Annotated in this window: 18 protein-coding genes, 1 pseudogene and 1 riboswitch; of the genes and pseudogenes, 9 read left to right on the top strand and 10 right to left on the bottom strand. The window is 45.4% G+C overall.

Annotated features, from left to right (window positions below; translation table 11 throughout):
- Positions 1 to 140 precede the first annotated feature (140 nt).
- From L5L97_RS21330 to L5L97_RS21305, 6 genes are all read right to left on the bottom strand, one after another.
- Positions 141 to 647: a DUF4124 domain-containing protein gene (locus L5L97_RS21330; RefSeq protein ID WP_263140863.1), complete on the bottom strand. Its 507-nt coding sequence runs from the start codon at positions 645 to 647 to the stop codon at positions 141 to 143.
- A gap of 204 nt (positions 648 to 851) precedes the next feature.
- The gene (locus tag L5L97_RS21325; protein WP_168826402.1) at positions 852 to 1,478 is read right to left on the bottom strand and encodes a glutathione S-transferase family protein; all 627 of its coding nucleotides are present in this window, start codon (positions 1,476 to 1,478) and stop codon (positions 852 to 854) included.
- A gap of 133 nt (positions 1,479 to 1,611) precedes the next feature.
- A complete protein-coding gene (locus L5L97_RS21320; RefSeq protein ID WP_263183893.1) occupies positions 1,612 to 2,304 on the bottom strand; it encodes a type 1 glutamine amidotransferase domain-containing protein in 693 nt (230 codons plus the stop codon).
- 71 nt (positions 2,305 to 2,375) lie between these two features.
- Positions 2,376 to 3,533, bottom strand: coding sequence for an iron-containing alcohol dehydrogenase (locus tag L5L97_RS21315; protein WP_263183892.1), 1,158 nt, complete (start codon positions 3,531 to 3,533; stop codon positions 2,376 to 2,378).
- Positions 3,534 to 3,705: 172 nt separating this feature from the next.
- Positions 3,706 to 4,302 (bottom strand): TetR/AcrR family transcriptional regulator, encoded by a 597-nt coding sequence (locus L5L97_RS21310; protein WP_212600236.1) that lies wholly within the window; start codon positions 4,300 to 4,302, stop codon positions 3,706 to 3,708.
- 336 nt (positions 4,303 to 4,638) lie between these two features.
- Positions 4,639 to 4,950: a pyrimidine/purine nucleoside phosphorylase gene (locus tag L5L97_RS21305; protein WP_063884943.1), complete on the bottom strand. Its 312-nt coding sequence runs from the start codon at positions 4,948 to 4,950 to the stop codon at positions 4,639 to 4,641.
- A gap of 358 nt (positions 4,951 to 5,308) precedes the next feature.
- Here L5L97_RS21305 and L5L97_RS21300 point away from each other — a divergent pair.
- A pseudogene (locus L5L97_RS21300) lies at positions 5,309 to 7,262 on the top strand (methyl-accepting chemotaxis protein).
- A 141-nt stretch (positions 7,263 to 7,403) separates the two neighbouring features.
- Here L5L97_RS21300 and ovoA read toward each other — a convergent pair.
- Positions 7,404 to 9,518, bottom strand: a complete 2,115-nt coding sequence (gene ovoA / locus L5L97_RS21295) for a 5-histidylcysteine sulfoxide synthase (protein ID WP_263183891.1) — start codon at positions 9,516 to 9,518, stop codon at positions 7,404 to 7,406.
- A 365-nt stretch (positions 9,519 to 9,883) separates the two neighbouring features.
- Here ovoA and L5L97_RS21290 point away from each other — a divergent pair, with 365 nt between their 5' ends.
- Positions 9,884 to 10,279 (top strand): hypothetical protein, encoded by a 396-nt coding sequence (locus L5L97_RS21290; protein WP_198572490.1) that lies wholly within the window; start codon positions 9,884 to 9,886, stop codon positions 10,277 to 10,279.
- Positions 10,280 to 10,318: 39 nt separating this feature from the next.
- On the opposite strand, the gene L5L97_RS21285 is transcribed toward L5L97_RS21290, so the two are convergent.
- On the bottom strand, positions 10,319 to 10,501 hold the full coding sequence (locus L5L97_RS21285) for a hypothetical protein (RefSeq protein ID WP_105251075.1): 183 nt from the start codon (positions 10,499 to 10,501) through the stop codon (positions 10,319 to 10,321).
- A gap of 361 nt (positions 10,502 to 10,862) precedes the next feature.
- Between L5L97_RS21285 and L5L97_RS21280 the strand changes: the two genes are divergently transcribed.
- The 4 genes from L5L97_RS21280 to L5L97_RS21265 all read left to right on the top strand — a co-directional run bounded on the left by L5L97_RS21280 (position 10,863) and on the right by L5L97_RS21265 (position 14,714).
- Positions 10,863 to 11,714, top strand: a complete 852-nt coding sequence (locus L5L97_RS21280) for a PfkB family carbohydrate kinase (RefSeq protein WP_263177000.1) — start codon at positions 10,863 to 10,865, stop codon at positions 11,712 to 11,714.
- 315 nt (positions 11,715 to 12,029) lie between these two features.
- Positions 12,030 to 13,490, top strand: coding sequence for a diguanylate cyclase (locus L5L97_RS21275; protein WP_105251077.1), 1,461 nt, complete (start codon positions 12,030 to 12,032; stop codon positions 13,488 to 13,490).
- A 135-nt stretch (positions 13,491 to 13,625) separates the two neighbouring features.
- A complete protein-coding gene (locus tag L5L97_RS21270; protein ID WP_198572493.1) occupies positions 13,626 to 14,321 on the top strand; it encodes an MOSC domain-containing protein in 696 nt (231 codons plus the stop codon).
- 36 nt (positions 14,322 to 14,357) lie between these two features.
- Positions 14,358 to 14,714 (top strand): DUF4870 domain-containing protein, encoded by a 357-nt coding sequence (locus L5L97_RS21265; RefSeq protein ID WP_105251079.1) that lies wholly within the window; start codon positions 14,358 to 14,360, stop codon positions 14,712 to 14,714.
- Positions 14,715 to 14,790: 76 nt separating this feature from the next.
- On the opposite strand, the gene L5L97_RS21260 is transcribed toward L5L97_RS21265, so the two are convergent.
- Both L5L97_RS21260 and L5L97_RS21255 read right to left on the bottom strand, forming a co-directional pair.
- Positions 14,791 to 16,707 (bottom strand): methyl-accepting chemotaxis protein, encoded by a 1,917-nt coding sequence (locus tag L5L97_RS21260; RefSeq protein WP_263183890.1) that lies wholly within the window; start codon positions 16,705 to 16,707, stop codon positions 14,791 to 14,793.
- A gap of 347 nt (positions 16,708 to 17,054) precedes the next feature.
- Entirely contained in the window at positions 17,055 to 18,704 is a 1,650-nt protein-coding gene (locus L5L97_RS21255) for an electron transfer flavoprotein-ubiquinone oxidoreductase (RefSeq protein WP_105251081.1), read from the bottom strand.
- A 247-nt stretch (positions 18,705 to 18,951) separates the two neighbouring features.
- Positions 18,952 to 19,085, top strand: a riboswitch (molybdenum cofactor riboswitch).
- Here L5L97_RS21255 and moaA point away from each other — a divergent pair.
- The 3 genes from moaA to moaD all read left to right on the top strand — a co-directional run bounded on the left by moaA (position 19,073) and on the right by moaD (position 20,901).
- Complete coding sequence (gene moaA / locus L5L97_RS21250) at positions 19,073 to 20,053, top strand: GTP 3',8-cyclase MoaA (RefSeq protein ID WP_263164940.1); 981 nt, start codon at positions 19,073 to 19,075, stop codon at positions 20,051 to 20,053. It overlaps the preceding riboswitch by 13 nt.
- A 96-nt stretch (positions 20,054 to 20,149) precedes the next feature.
- Positions 20,150 to 20,626 (top strand): cyclic pyranopterin monophosphate synthase MoaC, encoded by a 477-nt coding sequence (gene moaC / locus L5L97_RS21245; RefSeq protein ID WP_006079755.1) that lies wholly within the window; start codon positions 20,150 to 20,152, stop codon positions 20,624 to 20,626.
- Positions 20,627 to 20,649: 23 nt separating this feature from the next.
- Positions 20,650 to 20,901 (top strand): molybdopterin synthase sulfur carrier subunit, encoded by a 252-nt coding sequence (gene moaD / locus L5L97_RS21240; RefSeq protein ID WP_006079756.1) that lies wholly within the window; start codon positions 20,650 to 20,652, stop codon positions 20,899 to 20,901.

The raw sequence follows: 20,901 nt of genomic DNA, 5'->3' as shown, positions 1-20,901 counted from the left end.
AAATAGGGTTGCACCACTATGGTGCACCAATCTGGTGCAAGCTGCAACTTGTCTTCATCAAACGGTTTAGTCAGGAGGAGTTAATCTAACTTCATGTATTTAAAGTTTTTATACTAACTTTTACTATACAAATAGTGACATTAACGCTTAGCTGCTTGATGAAGAAATATCTTTCTTGGTGAACTTGATGCAAAGACTTTGCCGTTTTGAGTCAAAGCGTCAACGACTAAGGTATGTTCACCTCGGTCGATGTTTTTGAGTTTGAAGGTACCGCCAATTTGTGGCTGACCTATGGGGTTGCCATCGAGCTTGAGGGCCATCAAATACTGACTTTTTAGCTCTGGGGTGATAGTCGCAACGACGTCGAAATCGCCATTGTTATCTCTGACGGTTTCCTCTTCGGTCGGAGAGGTAATATTGACTTGATATTTAATAGATTCAATTGCTTGATTTGAGCTGTTTAAGTCTGTTTTGGGCAGAGGAAGGGCAATTTGATTTAAGGTCTTATCTTTTAGCTCAACGACTTGGGCATTTGGCTGCGGCTCATCGGAGTAATGGACTTTGCCATCTTTATCGACCCATTTATAAACAGTCGCTTGCGCTAACATGCTAAATAGCACTAAGCCGATGAGTGTGAGTGAACGCATGCTAAAGTCCCTGTAGCCTTGAGATAGAGTTAATCAAGATTAGTCTCTTTTACATCAAAAATCATGGTGTTTGTTGCGCTAAGTGGTTAAGGACGTCACCACTGAGAAGGTATAAAGTCGACAGAAAATGGGGAGGCAGAAACAGGGGTTAGTTAAAGTGGGTTAAGCTCGGGCACTAACATGTGCCCGAATTCGATCCATCAATTACAGGCTTGCATCGAGTTGTTTCTCGATCTCACTCGCTTTGACCCAAGCGGCATGTTGGGATAATTGAGTGGCATAGCGTTCAATGTGTTCAAATTTCGCGAGATCGCCACTGTTAGCCAGTAGCTCCACCACGAAGGACATCATGATATCCGCACCCGTGAGCTTGTCTGCAACAAGATAGGTTTTATCAGCCAACATATCATTGAAGTAATGACTAATCTTACTGACTTCTATCGCAGCATAACCTTCAAGGAAATTGGTTTTACAACCGTCCTTTTGCACGAACATACGCAGTAACAAAGGCAGCATGGCTGAGCTTTCGGCAAAGTGTAGCCATTGCAGATAACTGACATAGTCTGCGCTGTCTCTGGCGGGGGCTAAGGTATCCGCCGCATATTTTTCAATCAGATATTCGGTGATCGCACCCGATTCTGCTATCACTTGACCGTCCATTTCGATAACGGGTGATTTGCCTAACGGATGAATTTGCTTAAGTTCGGGTGGCGCGAGAAAAGTCTGGCTATCACGTTGATAACTCTTAATTTCATAGGGTTGACCGAGTTCCTCTAGCAACCAGATGATACGTTTAGAGCGTGATTTATTGAGATGGTGCAAGGTGATCATGGGCTTTCCTTTGGACACTGAGAGTACATTTTGGCTGTCGCACCATTATGGTGCGACAGCTCTTTTTAACGCATTTAGCACACTTGTGCGCCTGTCTTTGTTCATTTCAAGCTGAGCGTCGCGTATTTATCGCTTAGCCTCTCGCGTTCAATTGCGCAACTATGGTTTCGGCTACGGCTTCGGATGATCCCGGATTTTGGCCTGTGATCAAATGGCCATCTGCGACGACAAAGCTTGTCCAGTCATCACCTTTGACATAATTGCCACCATTTTTCTGCAGCATGTCTTCAACCAAAAATGGCACGACATGAGTGAGTTGCACGGCTTCTTCTTCAGAGTTGCTGAAACCGGTAACACGCTTGCCGCCGACCAATGGCTTGCCATCACTGGTTTTAGGGTGCAGCAATGCAGCGGGCGCATGACATACGAGCCCTAGGGGTTTATTGGCTTGATAAAACTGTTCAATCAAGATGATAGAATGTTTATCTTCGGCAAGATCCCACAGTGGACCGTGGCCGCCCGGATAAAAAACCGCATCATAATCGGCTGCATTGATTTCACTTAAGCGAGTGGTATTCGCTAGCAGTGCTTGAGTCTCAGGATCTTTGCTAAAGCGCGCAGTAGCTTCGGTCTGAAAGTCTGGCTCATCACTTTTTGGATCGAGTGGTGGTTGACCGCCCTGTGGCGAGGCTAAGGTAATGTCAAAACCTTTATCTTTAAACTCATAAAAAGGAGAGGCGAATTCTTCGAGCCAAAAGCCGGTTTTTAAACCTGTGTCGCCGAGTTTATCGTGTGACGTAAGTACCATTAATATATTCATTTTCATACCTTTACCTATGTTGCTCACCTCAATACGTGTGAGCTTTGGGTTTAGTTCAATCAGGATACTGTTTGACGTTAGAGGGCTAAGGTCAAAATCTCACGACTCATGGCTGGGTCAATATTGCCGTGTTCACCAAGCGCCACCATGCCGTGCAGTTCAAGCTGTTTCACGACAGTATCAACGTGGCTGGCATCGAGATCATAGGCAGATAAATGTGTCGCTATGCCCATGGCTTCGAAGAAAGCCTTGGTTTTTGCAATGGCGGCATCGATGCGCTCGTCATCAGTACCTGTGTTGATGTGCCACACTCGGTCGGCGTATTGGAGTAACTTTTCGCGTTTAGCCTCTTTTGTGCACTGCAGCAGGGCAGGTAGTACGATTGCCAATGTACGCGCATGGTCGATATCGTAAAGTGCAGTGAGTTCATGGCCAATCATATGGGTTGCCCAGTCGTGGGGAACACCGACGCCAATAGTGCCGTTGAGTGCCATAGTGGCGACCCACATTAAGTTAGCGCGAATGTCATAGTCTTGGGGTTGCACTAGTACCTGTGGACCAAGCTCAATCAAGGTTTGCAATAAACCTTCGGCAAATCTGTCCTGCACGGCGGCGTTAACTGGGTAAGTGAGGTATTGCTCTGTGATATGCACAAAAGCATCGACCACACCGTTGGCCACTTGGCGTTCTGGCAGGGTGAAGGTTTTCGTCGGGTCGAGTATGGAGAATTGTGGATAAACCAAGTCATTACGGAATGGCAGCTTAGCTTGCAGTGATTTACGGGTCACTACGCTGGCGTTGTTCATCTCTGAACCCGTCGCTGGCAAGGTTAATACTGAGCCAAAGGGCATAGCTTGAGTGACTTTTGCGCCCCAGCTAGTGAGAATGTCCCAAGGTTCGCCTTCAAATACCGCTGCTGCGGCAACAAATTTAGTGCCATCGATAACAGAGCCACCACCAACCGCGAGGAGGAAGTCGATATTCTGCTCACGCACTTGGGCGACGGCTTTCATTAAGGTTTCATAGGTTGGGTTTGGCTCAATGCCATCGAACTCGACGACGAAACGATTACCCAATGATTGTTTTACTTCGTCTAACGTGCCTGTTTTTCTGGCGCTGCTGCCGCCAAAGAGGATCATGACTTTAGCATCGCTCGGTACTAAAGCATCAATTGCGGCGATAGTGTTTTTACCAAAACGGATGCGGGTCGGGTTGTAATAGTTAAAATTTAGCATGGATGATGTTATTCCTATTATTACTTTAAATGAGCAGCGTTAATTGAGCTGCATTAATTAATAGCCCGTTAAATTAGTAGACCAGTCGTCTAATTTCGGGGCGTGAAAATGTATTCTTTAAAAATCTGGGCTGATCGATATCAGCAAATATTAGTTTTGAGTCGGTATTAGGTTAAAGGGCCGTTTTAGGCGTTAAAATGGCTTTAGTCGTCACGAGTGCACGTTCGAGTGCCGCAGGGCTGTGGCCCAACTTGTTCATTAAGCTGGCGCCTAACCACATGTGATACAACATTTCAGCGGTTGATTGCGGATCTTGCAGGGCGATTGATCTATCTGTTATGCCCACTTGAACGCAAGTCGTTAACCTCTCTATGATGCCGGCGGAGCCTTTAAGTAAGGCAACACGCATGGCTTCGGATAAATCGGCCACTTCGGCGCTGAGTTTCACGACCAGACACTTTTGATCTACGCAGCCATCGGCTTGTACGTGCAACCATTGTTGCCAGTATTGCATCAAGCGTTGATGGCCTGTCAGTGTTGAGTCATTGAATAATGCGTCTAAATCTAATTGATATTTTTCAAAATAATCAGTAATAAGCGCTTCGCCAAATTGTTCTTTGGATTTGAAGTAGTGATAAAACGAGCCTTTAGGCACTTCGGCCGCCTGCAGCAGTAGGGATAAGCCGACGCTGGAAAAGCCTTTGCGTACGATTAGCTTGTAGCCGATGTCGAGAATGTGCTGGCGAGTGGATTGAGTTTCAATTTTCATGGGGTTTAGGATAAGTCAAATTAGACCGGTCGTCTAGTGTTGTTTTTGTCGGCGATATCAACGCATTCGATTTAGTATACTTTGCCTTGTGAGTTTTACGCTGCCTTGAGCCAGGTTGATAAAATTGCCAGATTGATAAATGTCAGACGGATAAAGCATTCTGATGGTGAAATGGTGAAATGGTGAAATGGTGAAATGGTGAAATGGTGAAATGGTGAAATGGTGAAATGGTTCGGTAGGACAACATACTCACAGTGCTGAGATAAACCGTCACTGTGAGCGTTCGATTAACGATTGATATGAAATATTAATCGCACTGTCACTTAATCGAGATGACTAGAGATAGCTACAGCAATATTCGGCAATGGCTGTGTTACGAATTTTAAAGCTAACATTTGCAGCCAGCTCAAACTGAGTTCCTTCGCTAAATTCTTGCCAAGTCGTTGTTTCTGGAAGTAACACCTCAAAACGGCCGCTAGTCACTTCCATGATTTCGCCTTGGGAGGTTGAGAACTCATATTCCCCTGGTAATACAACACCTAAGGTTTGCTTGCTGCCATCGGCAAAAAATACGCTACGGCTAGCCACTTTGCCATCAAAGTAGATGTTGGCTTTTTTAGATACTGACACTTGCTCGAGTAAACTCATTATTAATCCTCTATAAATTGGCTTGGGATGAATTTATATGCATATTTAATAAATTTCAATGCATTATTTGTCGCATGGATGTGCGCATTCAATATAAGTTGATGCTAACGTTTGGTTTATTGCTTATTTCCCACTATATCATTTTGTTTGAAATGGTCGGTATGGCTTGGCTGTCATTTAAAGTTATTAATCATTTTTCTACTTAAAAATAATGAGTTGTCGGAATTTTAGTGAACTTTTGATGAAAATAGTCGGCACCGCTTTGTTTAGCTGAGATTCTTCTCCTATAGTTTTAAGGCAGGTTTGATTCTGCAAAGATTGAAGGAATGGAATTCGATGCGCGACAAGGAGTCTCACCATGGGTTTTACTCGTAAAATTCAGCTTATCAGTTTATTGATTGTCCTATTACCCCTCATATTTGCTACCGCAATAGTGACTTACATTGCTCGGGATGAATTGTTTGCCGAGGCTCAGTCTCGTTTAGTGGCTGTGCGTGAGATCAAGCAACGGCAGATTGTTGGCATGTTTCAGGACTTTTCCGATAACCTGCAGGCCGTCAGCGCCGTAATTGCCAGCCAAAAAAGCCTCGATACTCTTACTGACATAGATCAAACCTTGCAGTCATTAAATAAATCCCTCGGTTTTTATGACCTATTTATTATTAGTGACGATGGCACCGTTTTATATACAGTGGCGAAGGAGTCTGATTTCGGCACCAATTTGCGTACTGGACCCTTCCATGATTCGGGATTAGCACAGTTATTCAATAAGGCATTGGGATCGGCGGGCACAGTATTACTACAAGATTTCTCCGCATACGCGCCTTCAAACGGTCAACCGGCGGCATTTATTGGCCAGTCGATTCAGTTCAATCAGCAAAGATTGGTGGTGGTGGCTCAAGTATCAATCGATCGCATCAACAGAGTTATGCAAATTCGTGAGGGTATGGGGCAAAGTGGTGAAACTTATCTTATTGGCCCAAATAATCGTATGCGTTCCGATTCTTTTCTCGACCCCATTAATCGCACGGTTACGGCTTCGTTTGCGGGAACGATAGCTCAGAATGGTGTCGATACGCTGGCGGTGAAGGAGGCGCTGGCAGGTAAATCGGGTGTGATGCAAGTGAATGACTATAACAATAATCCCGTTTTATCCGCTTATTCTCCTGTCGTTGAGCTCGGTTTACGTTGGGGTTTGATGGCTGAAATTGATGTGAGTGAAATAGCAGCTCCCGCCTACCGTATGATGTTTATCGGCTTATCTTTGTGCAGCAGCCTTAGTGTTGGCGTTCGCTGCCGCTAAGTTAGTTACAGGGTTTGTATTAAAGCCGCTCGGCGGTGAGCCTGAGGACATGTGTAACTTGACCAGTATGATCGCCTCTGGCGATTTAACTCATAATTTACCGCATGTTCAAACGGATAATCACCTGATGAGTTGGTTGGCGCGGATGCAAACTAAGCTCAAAGAAATCATCAGTCAGCTGGTGGGCGTTGGGCATGAACTTGAATCTGCCGCCGAACAAAACTCTGCCGCTATGACACAAGCCGATTGCAGTATTCAGATGCAGGCTAAAGAAACTGATATGTTGGCTACTGCAGTTGAAGAAATGAGTTATGCCGCAGCTGAAATCAGCACGAATACGATGAGATCCTCCGCTGAAGTGTCCGCCTGTACCCATTCGAGTGAAATTCTTTCGCAAAACTTGGCTAGTACTCGTAAAAGCTTAAAAGTGACCTTGAGCAGTTTTGCAACTATTCATCAACAGGTGGGCAGTCTTGAGGCGGATAGTCAGAAAATCGGCTCAGTATTAGCTGTGATAAATGCGATTGCGGAACAAACTAATCTCTTGTCTCTTAATGCGGCGATTGAAGCAGCGAGAGCTGGCGAGCATGGTCGTGGATTTGCTGTGGTTGCCGATGAGGTGCGTCAGTTAGCGGTGAAGGTTCAGTTAGCAACTCAGGATATTGGGCAAGTGTTAAAAGGTATTCAGCAACAGTCAGGTGTGCTGGCGTTGCATAGTGTGACTTGTTCCACTGAAGCCTCTAAAACCGCAGAAGATGCGGATGGAATGCAGACCGCGGTGGATGATATTGCTTTGCGCTTAGAAACCTTAAAGGCATTAATGATTCAAACCGCAACCGCTGCGGAAGAACAAACAACGGTTTCGGCGACGATTGCGCAGGGGATTGCGGGCTTAAGCGTGGCGGCGGAGGAAAATAGTGCGGCTATCAGCCAAGTAGCAGCGAGTACGCGGAGTCTGTTGGGGTTAGCAAATCAGCTTGGTTTAACAACGGCACAGTTTAAGGTGTAGATATTTTTCGCTGCATTTACAGTGTTCTCACCTTAGTTGGTGCTGTAAATGTGACTGAGCTGGATGTTACACATCCGCCAGAAATGGATTTCTGGCGGATATTTTTATCAGGACTTCAGTTGGTTATCCCATGAGTGAGCATTAACGTTTACGCCAAATTGTCATTTCTGAGATGGAATGTTGGAATTTACGTTTAGTCTCGCGGATCACGAAGGGAATTTCCTTCACTGCGACCAGCTCAAATTGGCCGATCAAGGTTTCGGTCAAACCATCTAAGGTGGTGAAGTTCTCTCCTTTGACTTTAACGCCACCTAACCATTTATCCTTGGGCGTATAATCTTCAAGCCAAGTGTATGGCGAGGCAATCACAAGGTATCCACCTTGATTAATCCGCTGGGCAATACTGGTTAAAAAGTGCTTAGGCTCGTTTAACCTGTCGATAAGATTTGAGGCATAAACCAAATCATAACCTGTGTAGATGGGCTTTAAATTACAGGCATCACCTTGCATAAAGTTGACCTTTTTCGTCTCAAGCTCATATCCCAGTTTTGCGAGACTCGCACTCTTAAATTCCTGTAAGTCGCCTTCGGTGCGTATGGTGTAACGTTTTTCACCTTGTTCTGTCAGCGCATAGGCCTGTTGAATAAAGCGCGCCGAGAAGTCGATACCATCAACATGATCAAACACTTTTGCCAGTTCGAAACTCGCGCGACCAACGGAGCAGCCGATATCGAGGGCTTTAGCTGTATGAGTCAATTGAATTTCACTCAGCGCTTGCTGCACACCATTGACGCAGAAGTTAGCAACCCCGAAATATTCGGCGCCATAGTGGAATTCAAGGTATTGGGAAATCAGTTCATCCGTTTCGTACACATTGACCTCGGCCATTTGAGCTGGATTTTGGGGGGATTCCACATAGCGAAAGCCCGCGTGTTGATAAAAATGTCGACGAAACGCATAGCGTGATGAAGCAATTGCCTCATTACCTGTAGAGATCCACGAGCCACCTTTGATGAGATTATGTTTGCCATCGAAGGTTGGGGTGGAGAAATCATCGTAAAGTGGGTGTACGGCGAAGCCGTCAAAACCGTCGATTGCGGTTTCTGTCCATTGCCAAACATTACCGACAATATCGAAAAAGCCATTATGTTCGAAGCGATTCACTGGGCAAGAAGAGGCGTAATAAGCCAAAGCAATATTGCCCGGCACTTCATGCCAATCGGGCGCATCGGCGGGCACATTCTCGCGTAAGATGTTCCACTCAGCTTCAGTTAATAGACGTATATTGCTTTGCTTTTGTTCGGCTTTCCAATTACAGAAGGCCTTAGCTTCGAGTTGATTCACTTCAACAGGCCAGTTTAATGGCAGCGGGATTTCTTCTGCTAAGTTACGTTGCCACCATTTATCTTGTCTTAAGCGCCAAAAACGCGGCATTTGTGCTTGGGTATAGGCAAGCCAAGCTTGGCCTTCTTCATTCCAAAATTGGGGTGAGCGATAGCCGCCAGCCTCGACGAATGCGAGATACTCTTGATTCGAGACTAAGAATTTAGCAGCCTTAAAGTCGTTAACGTTAAATATTTTATGGCCGTACTCATTGTCCCAACCGTAGGTTTGGTCTTGTTCTGTTTTGCCTAAGGTCACCTTTTGCCCTTTTACAGCCAATAAACTGTTAGTCTCGGCAGGGGCGGTGTCTTGGCACGCAGGCCAGAGGTGGTTGGGCGCGACATATTCCAGCGGCAGTTGGCGGATGATCACCGATGAGGTTTCTAAATGAATACGCTCATGTTCAATGCCCATCAAAATGATCCAAGCTGGACTATTTTGAGTGATAGGTAACGCTAGAGGCATTTCATCGATAACACGATTGACGAGAGCATTAACTTGTTGGCGATAGCTTCGCACCTCTGCCACATCCGGCCACGGATAATGTTGTTCGTTCAAATCATCCCAAGACATCTCATCGACACCAATGGCGAACATGGATTCGAAGTTGTCGTTTACCCGTTCATCGAGAAATTTACCGAGTTTGAGTTTGTTGATATAGAAAGTGGCCGTATGGCCAAAGTAAAAGATTAACGGATGGCGCAGCGGCTCGGCTTTGAGGTAATAGGCGCTATCTTCTTGGATCAAATCATACAGAGACTCGTATAAAGCCCATGTCTGATTAAAGTATTGCTTAAGCTCTTGACGCTTTCCTGCCTCAGTTTCACCAATGAGCTTAAGGGTTTGAGGGGGTTGCGTTATGGGCTTATCCATAGACAAGTAAACTCCGTATTTATCGGCCTGCGGTGCAAGCATGGGAAGATTAATCTATCGTGTGTGACTCTATACGCGATTACTGAGCTCAGGATCACTTTGTCAGCTTAATGTGTCGGTTTGAGGCAAAGTGTTTTACAAACTAACAGAAAGACCAATTGAGTCCAACATCAGTGCTGGAGCTTAAAGCATCTCAGGTATGACCCTTTGGTTTGGGATTATCTTACAAAGAAAGTGATGCGCTCAATTTAGTGATGCTATCCCTTACAGGGATTAAAATTATTTTATCCCTGAAGAGTATTTTCTCTGTCGGGGTTAAGGCAGAATGATCCCGTCCGTAAAATTATTATGCAGGATATAACGGGATGACAATTAACGCATTATGGATACCCGCCTGGTATGAGCTTGATCCGTCGATCGTAGTGGGTGTGACTGAGGAGTTTGTTTTTCACAAGACTGCCGCAAACGAGGCGTTAAAGTTTTACAGCGGTGCAAAGGAAAACGATGCCGTTAAGGCAACCGGAACTATTTCGGCCATTAAGCACAATGTCTTGGGGGACATTGAAAGTGTCGATGCGCAGGGGCTCGATTATACGCTTGTGTTGCAAGATGGACGGCGTTTGTTAGTCAACGCAGAGGAAAATCCTGGCTTGGTTTATGAGTGGGTTGATGACAGTTGGCAGCCTTCAGATATGGTCATTACAGATTGGACATTAACAGTACAATTTGCGTCTTTATCACCATTGACGCCAATAAAGTAATTGAAGGTTTATCGTGAGTAACTAGATGGCAAAGTGCAGTTAGCGCTCGGGATCCGAGGTTGACTGCACTTTTACTTGTTCAGCAAGTTGTTGGTATTCTTGTTTGATTTCTGCAATATAAACATCGTGAAAATTCAATTCATTAAATTCTTCTATACAGAGCTGATAACGGCGTAGCTGCTCAGATTTTTCTTCAGCGGTATCCCATATTTCCATTAGCATAGCGTTTGATTCCATTCATAAATTTAATATATGTATCCAGCATGCATTTTAACTATGTCTACTGATAATTAATCGAGTCGGCTTCAAAATGGTTACGCTTCATGTTGTCCTGAGACGTTATCTTTTCTATAAATCTATTTTAAACAAAGTGTTAGAGTTAATATCTATGTTATACCGTATGGATGTATAACTGTTTTCCTCGTCTTCTTCGGGACAAATGCTTACATCAAGGCGCTGCCATATCCTTATAGTGTTTCTATCTTGATGATTGGATTGTGCCTGTGAGCATTTTGCTCTAGATTGATATTTCTTTGTTTTTATCTTCTGGCCTTGATGCTTTTTTGCCCTTTGGAGCCGTGTAATGGCTAATATTCTGTTAGTTGCCAATCTCAACTGTGATCGAATCTTACTGCTTGATAAACCTTTAAAAACAGGTGGACGTTTCCATTATCAAGATGGCGGCCAAAGGCTCGGCGGCGGTGGGGCAAATACCGGATTAGGTTTAGTCTGGGCAGGGCATAGTGTCGCGCTGGTGAGTCAAGTGGGCCGTGATGACATGGGGGATTGGCTCATTGCAGAAGCCAGTACGCAAGGTCTCGATTGTCGTTTAGTGCAGCGCCGCGCCGGCAATACATGCGAAATGCTGCTTGTAATGACGCCAGATGGCGAGCGCACCATTATTCGGCCACAAAGACCCATATTTGAATTATCTGTACCGCCGAAATGGCAGCCATGGGACGCGCTGTATTTTAATACTTCCGCAGAAGGCTCTGTCAGCTGGGCAAAAACAGCTTTAGAACATTGTCTTGTGGTCGCGCAATTAGCCAAGGACGACAGACAGAGACCTTGTCATATTTTATTGGCCTCCATGAGTGATATTCAGGGGCGTTGTGATGGCGCATCTTGGGAATATGGCAAAAGCATTGGTGGCGATTGTCTGCGTTACTTTATTGTCACCGATGGTATCAATGGGGCTAAGGTTTACACGCACGATGAAGTGCAGCATGTTGCCGCTATCCCTGCCACAGTTGTTGATACCACAGGCGCGGGTGATGCCTATGCGGCAGGGTTGATCCACAGTCTCTGCATCGGCCAGTCGATTACTGAGGCCATGGCAGAAGGGGCGATTTGGGCGGCATTTGCGGTGGCAACTGATAGTTCTATTCCGGGTGAGGCACTAAAACAGTATTTAGAGGCGAAGCAAATCGCATGATAAATCTGCGGGCGAGCAGTTTGAGTCATCTTTCTGTCATACGTCCTTGCTAGAGTATGTCTTGTGGCGCATAGCTTGTCCCTTAACGTTTTCTTGTACTTTTCTCCCATTTATTGGTTAGTATGTTTTTTGCCTCGTTTCCCCAACGAGGCATTTTTTTGCTCAAAATAAAGTTATTCTATCGTAGAACGCCAATACGACAGAAATCTTGTGCGGCCATGGCACAATTGCGTTAACATTTATTCAACTAAAATAGTTATCGTTAAATTAAAATAATAAGCCACTCAAGGTGTTCTGTAGTCTTTGGAGTTGAGAATGGGCAATAACGCTTGGAATGATAAAAATAAATTTATTTGGCTTCTGTCTGTTTTGCTTTTGGTCGCCTTTTTAGTGACCAGCGGTATCAGTTACAAAGTGGCCCATGATTCACTGAGCCAGCAAATAGAGAGCAATACCTTACCGCTCACAAGTGACAATATTTATTCAGAAATTCAACAGGATTTGTTACGACCCATCTTTATTTCATCCTTGATGGCGCAGGATACCTTTGTTCGGGATTGGACCTTAAGTCATGAGCAAGAGCCCGAAAAACTCATTCGTTACCTTAAGGAAATCCAAGAAAAATACGGTACTGTCACGAGCTTTTTTGTGTCTGAGAAAAGTCGAAATTATTACCATTCCACGGGCATTTTAAAACAAATCCAAGATGTAGAGCCTGACGATGCTTGGTATTTTCGAGTGCGTTCTTTACCTGAATCTGAACATTATGAGGTCAATATTGATGCCGATACGGCAGACCGCAGTAAGACAACCGTATTTGTTAACTATAAAGTTTTTGATTTTGAAGGAAAATTCATTGGTGTTACTGGTGTGGGGTTGGCGGTTGAAAAGGTTAAAGCCTTAATTGAGTTATATCAAAAGCGTTATAACCGCCGAGTGTTCTTTACCGACCGGCAAGGTAATGTCACTTTGCATGGCGATCAATATGACGGTACGGATTCGCTGCAAACGAACGTAGGGCTTGATAATTTGGCTACGCGTATTTTAACCAGCCCAAGTGCCGCCTTCAGCTATCAGAAAAATGGGAAAACGGTTTATCTCAATAGTCGCTTAGTTCCTGAGTTTAAGTGGTATTTGATTGTTGAGCAGGAGGATGCGCCACAAGAGCGGGAACTGTTAAATACGTTTTGGGGTAATTTGGCGTTAAGCCTAATGGTGACTCTAGGTATTTTATTCATCTCAAACATGACCTTAGGTCGTTATCAGCGCAAACTAGAAATTATGGCGTCTACCGATAAGCTCACTGGCGCCGCCAACCGTCAGGTGTTTGATGAGTACTTTAGGCAGGCGTTAGATAAAGCGAAGCTGACACAATCGCCGATTTCAATACTCTTGCTGGATATCGACCACTTTAAAAAAGTGAACGACAGTTATGGGCATGGGATTGGTGACTTAGTATTAAAAACCATGACTAATATGCTGCGTGGTTTACTACAACAACAGGATATTTTATGTCGCTGGGGCGGTGAGGAGTTTTTAATTTTACTCCCTGAGATGGATTTATCCCGAGCGGCAGAACTGGCAGAACAGATCCGTGACCTCATTTCCCAGCGGGAAATTAAAGTGAATGGATTGCATATTTCTATTACTGCCAGTATTGGTGTTGCTGAGCATCAAGTGCAAGAGCCCGCAGAGGACCTTATCAAACGTGCCGATCTGGCCTTGTATCAGGCAAAAGAAGCGGGCCGAAATCAAGTGGTGTTAAATCATTCATAGACTCTACTCGGTTCTTCTTGGCAGCAATGTTTAGCCTACCTTTGTGGGTTATGGCGCGGGTTGATTGTGTTATTGGCGTATCGCGGTTTACACTCTGACAGTAATGCGCGATAGGTCATTGATTTGGAGTTGCAGATGTCAAAGTTGTTGATTAATAAATTGTCTGGATTGTACTTAGGAACTCATCTTCAAGAAATGTCCGGTGTTGCTACGGGGATTGATGGTAAGCAAGCGGCTCAACAACTGTTAGTGCATATCGACCATGTTGAAGGGGACGCACAGGCCGATCCAAAACACCATGGCGGCCTTGATCGCGTCCTACATCATTTCCCCCGCGAGCACTACGGCCAATATCGTCGTTGGGACTTAATCACCCAGCTCGAAGATGCGCCCAGCATGGGAGAGAACATTAGCACAGTTGGACTGAACGAAACTCAAGTCAATATTGGCGATATCTTGCAAATTGGCGCAGTAAAAGTGCAAGTGACTCAGCCGCGTTCACCTTGTTTTAAATTGAATCTGCAATTTGGTCACAGAGAATTCGCCCTCGCTATGCAGCAAAGCCAATTATGTGGTTGGTTTTATAGAATCTTAACCCCAGGGATTATTCAGTTAAACGATAGGATTGAATTAGTTGAGCGTCGTACTGATATCAGTGTTGCCGAGGCCATGTCACTCTATTTCTCGCCAACGTTTAATGCCAGTGCCTATGATCGTTTAGCTTCCTGCGAGGGATTAGCGCTGAGTTGGGTTAATAGCCTACAACGCCGCCTAGCATTACAGACAGTAGAAGATTGGCAAATGCGTTTATATGGGCCGAGTGGAAAATAAGGCTTTATATTCAAAATGATAAAACAGGGATGACCTATGATTGAACCCGTTACAAAAAGTGATAAAGATTTTGGCTTACTGGTATACGCCTCAAGTTTTATTGGATACTTAGTGCCGTTGGGCTCTATTCTTGGTCCTTTGATCATTTGGCTGATGAAGCGTGAAGAGTCCGCATTTGTCGATCAATGTGGCCGTAGTTGTTTGAACTTTAAATTGAGCCTGTTGATTTATGTGATTATCAGTGGCGTATTAGCTTTGGTCGGCATTGGTTTCATCTTTTTAGCCATACTCGGCATATTCGATTTGGTGTGCACTGTGCTGGCGATTATTAAGGCCAGCGAAGGTAAAGTGTATCGCTATCCATTAACGATTAAATTTATTGCTATGGATTAATTACCTCTGCGAGTTAAAGAAAAACGCCTTAGATGGAAACATCTAAGGCGTTTTTTATGGCGTAAGTTTTAAGGTTTTACACCTTAAACTTGGCCACTAAGGTATCTAAGCGGTGTGACAGTTGATTCAAGGCTAAACTCGCCTGTGCCGCCGCTTGTGCAGTATTGGCAGTACGTTGAGTAATGTCATTGATTTCAGTGACGTTACGGTTGATGTCCTCCACCACTGTGGATTGTTCTTCCGTTGCCGCAGCAACTTGAATGTTCATGTCGCTGATAAGACCAATGCGATCGCTAATGCCAATTAACGATTTGCTGGCTTCATCGACGGCCACAACGCCTTCGTGGGAGCGGGTACGACTCTGGGCCATCGCATTAACCGCGCGGCTGGCTTCCGATTGCAACTTGTCGATCATGCCTTGCACTTCATTGGTCGATGCCGCGGTGCGTGAGGCTAAGTTACGTACTTCATCGGCCACGACAGCAAATCCACGTCCAGCTTCGCCGGCACGTGCTGCTTCAATGGCCGCGTTAAGTGCTAACAAGTTAGTCTGCTCAGAGATAGCGCGGATCACATCTAAAATACCACCGATGGATTTAGTGTGGGTCGCGAGGGACTCAATCACTTCACCCACTTGGCCAACGTCTTTCGACAATTGGTTAATGGTATCTCGGGCACGGGTTACCACAACTTGGCCGCTGCTGGCTTCAGTATCTGCATCTCTGGCGGCAACCGCAGCTTGGGCGGCATTACTGGCAATTTCATTAACCGTCGCGCCCATTTCATTAATGGCCGTTACCACCATCATAGTGCGATCTTTCTGCTCGTGGCTGTCTTCTAAGGTTTGCTGTGCCTGATTCGACACATCCTTAGCCGAGAAACCGAGCTGTTCGCTGGTTTGTGCCACTTCGATGACAGATTCCTGTATCTTACTGATAAAGCTGTTAAATCCTTTGGCGAGCTGTGCAATTTCATCTTCACCATTGACTGGTAGACGTTGACGTAAGTCACCTTCGCCTTCGCCTATGTCGTGGAACATGGCGGCAACTTGGGCAATAGGACGACTCACAGAACCTGCCACCACGATGGCGAGTACAATAAAGCCCGCTGCAATGATTAGCGTCCAGATTAAGATCTGATAAGCCGCTTCGGTTAATAGTGCGAATACTTCGGCCTCGGGCACCTGTGCGACTAAGTACCAATCCATAGATGCGATATAACTACTGGCAACCAGCATGTTTTCGCCATTGATTTTGGTATTGATCAGATTGAAATCACTGCGGTTTAATAATGAGCTTGAACTCGCATCCTTGTATAAGCTGCTTAGGCTGCTCTTACCAATTTTGCTCGTATCTGGGTGGAGTTTTACCTCACCTTTAGCATCCACTAAGTAGACTAAACCGGTTTCTTCAATTTTAAACGAGCTCAGCAAACGCACCATGTCATCGAGTGATTTAGCGAGCCCGACTAAGCCGCGACCATTGGGTTGTTGGTAGTTGATGAAGAGTTTGACTTCGCCGTTGGCCTCAGTAAATACGTTCAACATACGTTCTTGGCCACTGTCTCGGTAACCAAAAAACCAGCCATCCTGCGCAGGAGTGAGCACGCGCAAAAAACCATCCTGAGTGTAGTAGGCGGCAGTTTGTCTGTCGGCGTAGGAAGCTTGCGCTAGCTTATACTGACTAGTGATGTCTTTGAGTTGGGCTACGACTTGGGTTTCTTGGGCCTGCGGTCTACCGTCTTCGAGCCATTGCAGTAACATGCGGCTACTGGCCAATTGTTCTGCAGCATTCATCAAAGTGGAAATGTCGAGATCGATCTTATTGCGAATTTGCATCATTAAGCTCGGTAATTCCGAGCCTAACATCCTTTGTTGTACGACATTTTTCGCGCTACGTTGGCTTAATACGCCGACGAGTATGGTCGACAACAGTACTGCAAATGTCACTGTTAACAGAATTTTCTGCTTAATGGTGAGGTTATTAAATATCATAAATATCAATATGCCTGTGTTGGACTATTTTGAGTTATCGGTCAACGCACTCTTGTACGGTAAAAGATTATCGGACAGAAATGTTAAAAGTTAACCTTAGTCTAGGCCGGTTGCCGAATAAAACAGCGTATAGAACACTTATTTGGCCTAACCTGTTGGTCTTGCTGTAGATCTAATTATGTAGAGTATAGATGGAAATGAGATGGTGATTGAAAACGAACTCTTTTTTGTGTGGCAATTGTGGCCAATGTCGCGAGTAAGGGCAAGCAAAAAAGTGAACTATTCGTGTAAAAGGTGAAAAAAAGGCGCTCCATTGAGCGCCATTATTTACATTTATCATCCAAATGTTACATGTTGGGGTAGTTTGGACCACCACCACCTTCCGGTGTAACCCAAGTGATGTTTTGGCTCGGATCTTTAATGTCGCAGGTTTTGCAGTGAATGCAGTTTTGCGCATTGATCACAAATTTGGGCTGACCCGCCTCTTCGACGATTTCATACACGCCGGCTGGGCAATAACGCTGTGCTGGCTCATTAAACTGAGTCAAGTTAATGCCCAGTGGAATGCTGCTGTCCTTGAGACGTAAATGGCAGGGCTGATCTTCCTCATGATAAGTGCTCGACAGATACACTGAGGACAGTTTATCGAAGCTAAGCTTGCCATCGGGTTTTGGATAATCAATCTTGCTGTAAGCGCTCACAGGTGCCATTTGCGCATAGTCTGGGTGCTCATCACGCAGTGTGATAGGGAACTTTCCGCCAAACCAGTTTTGATCTATATAGTTGAATGCGCCGCCTAAATAGGTACCAAATTTGTGCATCGCTGGACCAAAGTTGCGGGATTTATGCAATTCTTCGTATAGCCAGCTTTCTTCAAGGTGGGTTTGGTAACAGTCGAGATCTTTACCGCCTTCAACCCCTGCCATCATGGCTTTACCTAAGGTTTCTGCTGCAACAATCCCGCTCTTCATCGCAGTGTGAGTGCCTTTGATTTTAGCAAAGTTCAACGTACCCGCGTTGCAGCCTATGATAAGACCGCCAGGAAAACTCATCTTAGGTAGCGAGTTTAAGCCGCCTTTAGTAATCGCGCGTGCGCCATAACTAAGGCGTTCGCCACCCGTTAAATACTTAGCAATCACAGGGTGGGTTTTATAGCGCTGGAATTCGTCAAATGGGCTCAGATGCGGATTTTTGTAGTTCAAATCAATAATAAGGCCGACCGCAATTTGGTTATCTTCCATGTGATAAAGGAAGCCGCCACCCGATGCGCCCTCGGTTAATGGCCAGCCACCAGTGTGAACGACTTTGCCTTGTTCGTGTTGTTCGGCGGGGACTTTCCAAATTTCTTTGAAGCCTAAACCGTAATGCTGTGGTGTTTTACCATTATCTAAATGGTATTTTTCGATAAGTTGCTTGCCTAAGTGGCCGCGGCAACCCTCGGAGAAAACGGTATATTTAGCGTGCAACTCCATGCCTGGCATAAAGCTGTCTTTGGGTTCGCCATCGGCACCCACTCCCATATCGCCAATCAAAATACCTTTAACGCTGTTATCGGCGTTAAATAGTAGTTCACTGGCGGCAAAGCCGGGGAATATTTCGACACCGAGTTCTTCTGCGCGATTGGCAAGCCAGCGGGATAGATTACCGACGCTGATAATAAAATTGCCGTCGTTGTGCATGGTTTTTGGCACAAAAGCATTAGGCATGACTCTGCCGTCGGTGGCTGAGCTGAGTAGGTAAATTTCGTCGTGGGTGACAGCGGTTTTTATTGGAGCATCTTTTTCGCGCCAGTCACTGAATAGCTCGTCTAGCACTTTTGTCTCGAACACAGCGCCTGACAGAATATGCGCGCCCACTTCTGAGCCTTTTTCTACCACACAGACGGTAATTTCTTTACCTGAATCCTGTGATATTTGCATTAATCGACATGCCGTGGCCAAGCCAGCTGGACCAGCACCGACGATAACAACATCGAATTCCATTGATTCGCGTTCCATCAGTTCACCTCTTCCTTCACGTTTCCCCGATTTTTATCGAGTGTTGTAGTTTGTAAACGGGCGTTTTATTGCTTGCACCACCTTACCTGAAAATAAGATAAGGTCACAGTGGATTAAGCTGCTGTTTAGTCTAATTCAATACAAATCTTTAGGTGAGGACTGTCACAGATTATTCACGCTAGCGTGATCTAGGTTAATAAATACCTGTTTAGGGGTATAGCTAGTGAGTACTTTCGGCCTATAATCACCGACGACGGTTCTCCGAGCTTGCCTGCCTAAGTCGAAAGATATGGAGGTGTAGCCGTGGTAATAATGCCACCGGGGTGGGATAAGAAATGCTCTCACCTCCCACACTTGGAAAGGTGATCATGTCTCAATTACAAGACAGCTTTGGTCGAAAATTTCACTATTTACGGATGTCAGTCACTGACGTTTGTAACTTCAAATGCAGTTACTGCCTCCCTGATGGTTATCATCCTGAAGGTAAACCAAAATTCTTATCTCTCAATGAGATAGAAAACTTAGTCTCCGCATTTAGCCAAGTCGGCACCCAAAAAATCCGCATTACAGGCGGTGAACCTACCCTGCGTAAAGACTTTACCGACATCATTCGTGTCGTCGCTGATAACCCGCGCATTCATACTATTGCGACGACCACTAATGGATATCGACTCGAAAAGCATGCCAAAGAATGGTTCGATGCTGGCTTGCGTCGTATCAATGTGTCCGTGGATAGTTTAGATCCCAAAATGTTTTACCAGATCACTGGCGAAAATAAGTTTGATGAAGTGATGCGGGGGATTGATGCCGCCTTGTCAGCAGGTTTCGAGCGAGTAAAAATCAACGCCGTACTGCTTAAAGGCTTAAACGATAAAGATTTGCCACGTTTTTTACACTGGATTAAACACACGCCAATCGACCTGCGTTTTATCGAGCTGATGGAAACGGGTCTTGGTCGTGAGTATTTTGAAGCACATCATCTAGCGGGCGCTGACATCAAAGCGCAGTTACTGGCAGATAGCTGGCAATTAGATACGCCAAGCGCCTCCGATGGTCCAGCCCAAAATTTCAGCCGCAGCGATTATCAGGGCCGTATCGGCTTGATCATGCCCTATGCCAATAATTTTTGTGCTACCTGTAACCGTTTACGGGTATCTGCTAAGGGTAAATTGCACTTGTGCCTCTTTACGGAATCCGGTGTCGATTTACGTGATCTGCTACAGCATTCTAACCAGCAAGCGGAATTAATTGAGCGTCTGCACGGTCAATTAGCCCAGAAGAAAGAAACCCATTACTTGCATCAAGGCATCACAGGTGTCACTCAGCATCTTGCCTCTATTGGCGGCTAGACCTGATTTTAGGTCTGTGGCTATAGCCAATTTAGCGCGAGTAAAAGCTCAATTTCCCTTGTACCCTGTTTTGACCTCAATTAAAGGATCGCTCCAATGAGCAATGTATTTACTCATATTAATGCCGATGGCAATGCCCATATGGTCGATGTAACTGAAAAAGCCGTTACCGAGCGCGAAGCCCGTGCAGAAGCTTTTATCGAGATGGCGAGCACGACACTCGAGATGATCATGAGTGGCAGCCACCACAAGGGTGATGTGTTTGCGACCGCGCGTATTGCGGGCATTCAAGCCGCGAAAAAAACTTCAGACCTTATCCCTCTCTGCCATCCGCTGATGCTAACGAAAGTTGAAGTCGATTTAGAGGCACAACCTGAACATAACCGCGTGCGTATTACTAGCCTGTGCAAGTTATCCGGCAAAACGGGCGTAGAGATGGAAGCGTTAACTGCAGCTTCAGTGGCGGCGTTAACTATCTATGACATGTGCAAGGCCGTGCAAAAAGATATGGTGATCTCCCAAGTCCGTCTGTTGGAAAAGCGTGGCGGCAAGTCGGGACATTTTAAGGTTTAGCGTATCAAAAACGAGAGAAGACTATGATTAACGTGTTGTTTTTTGCTCAAGTTCGAGAATTGTTGGGCACAGCTAAATTAAGCCTAGAGGCGAGCGAGCAGACACAAACTGCCGAAGCATTACGGGCAACGCTGGCGGCAACCGACGACAAATGGGCTAAAGTATTAACCTCTGACAAATTGCTGGTGGCGGTAAATCAGACCATTAGCCAATGGGATACACCTGTAAACGATGGTGATGAAGTCGCCTTTTTCCCACCGGTTACAGGAGGTTAA

Source organism: Shewanella sp. SM71 (assembly GCF_025653905.1).
Lineage (GTDB): Bacteria > Pseudomonadota > Gammaproteobacteria > Enterobacterales > Shewanellaceae > Shewanella > Shewanella oncorhynchi.
This window is presented reverse-complemented; position numbering and strand designations above follow the sequence as displayed.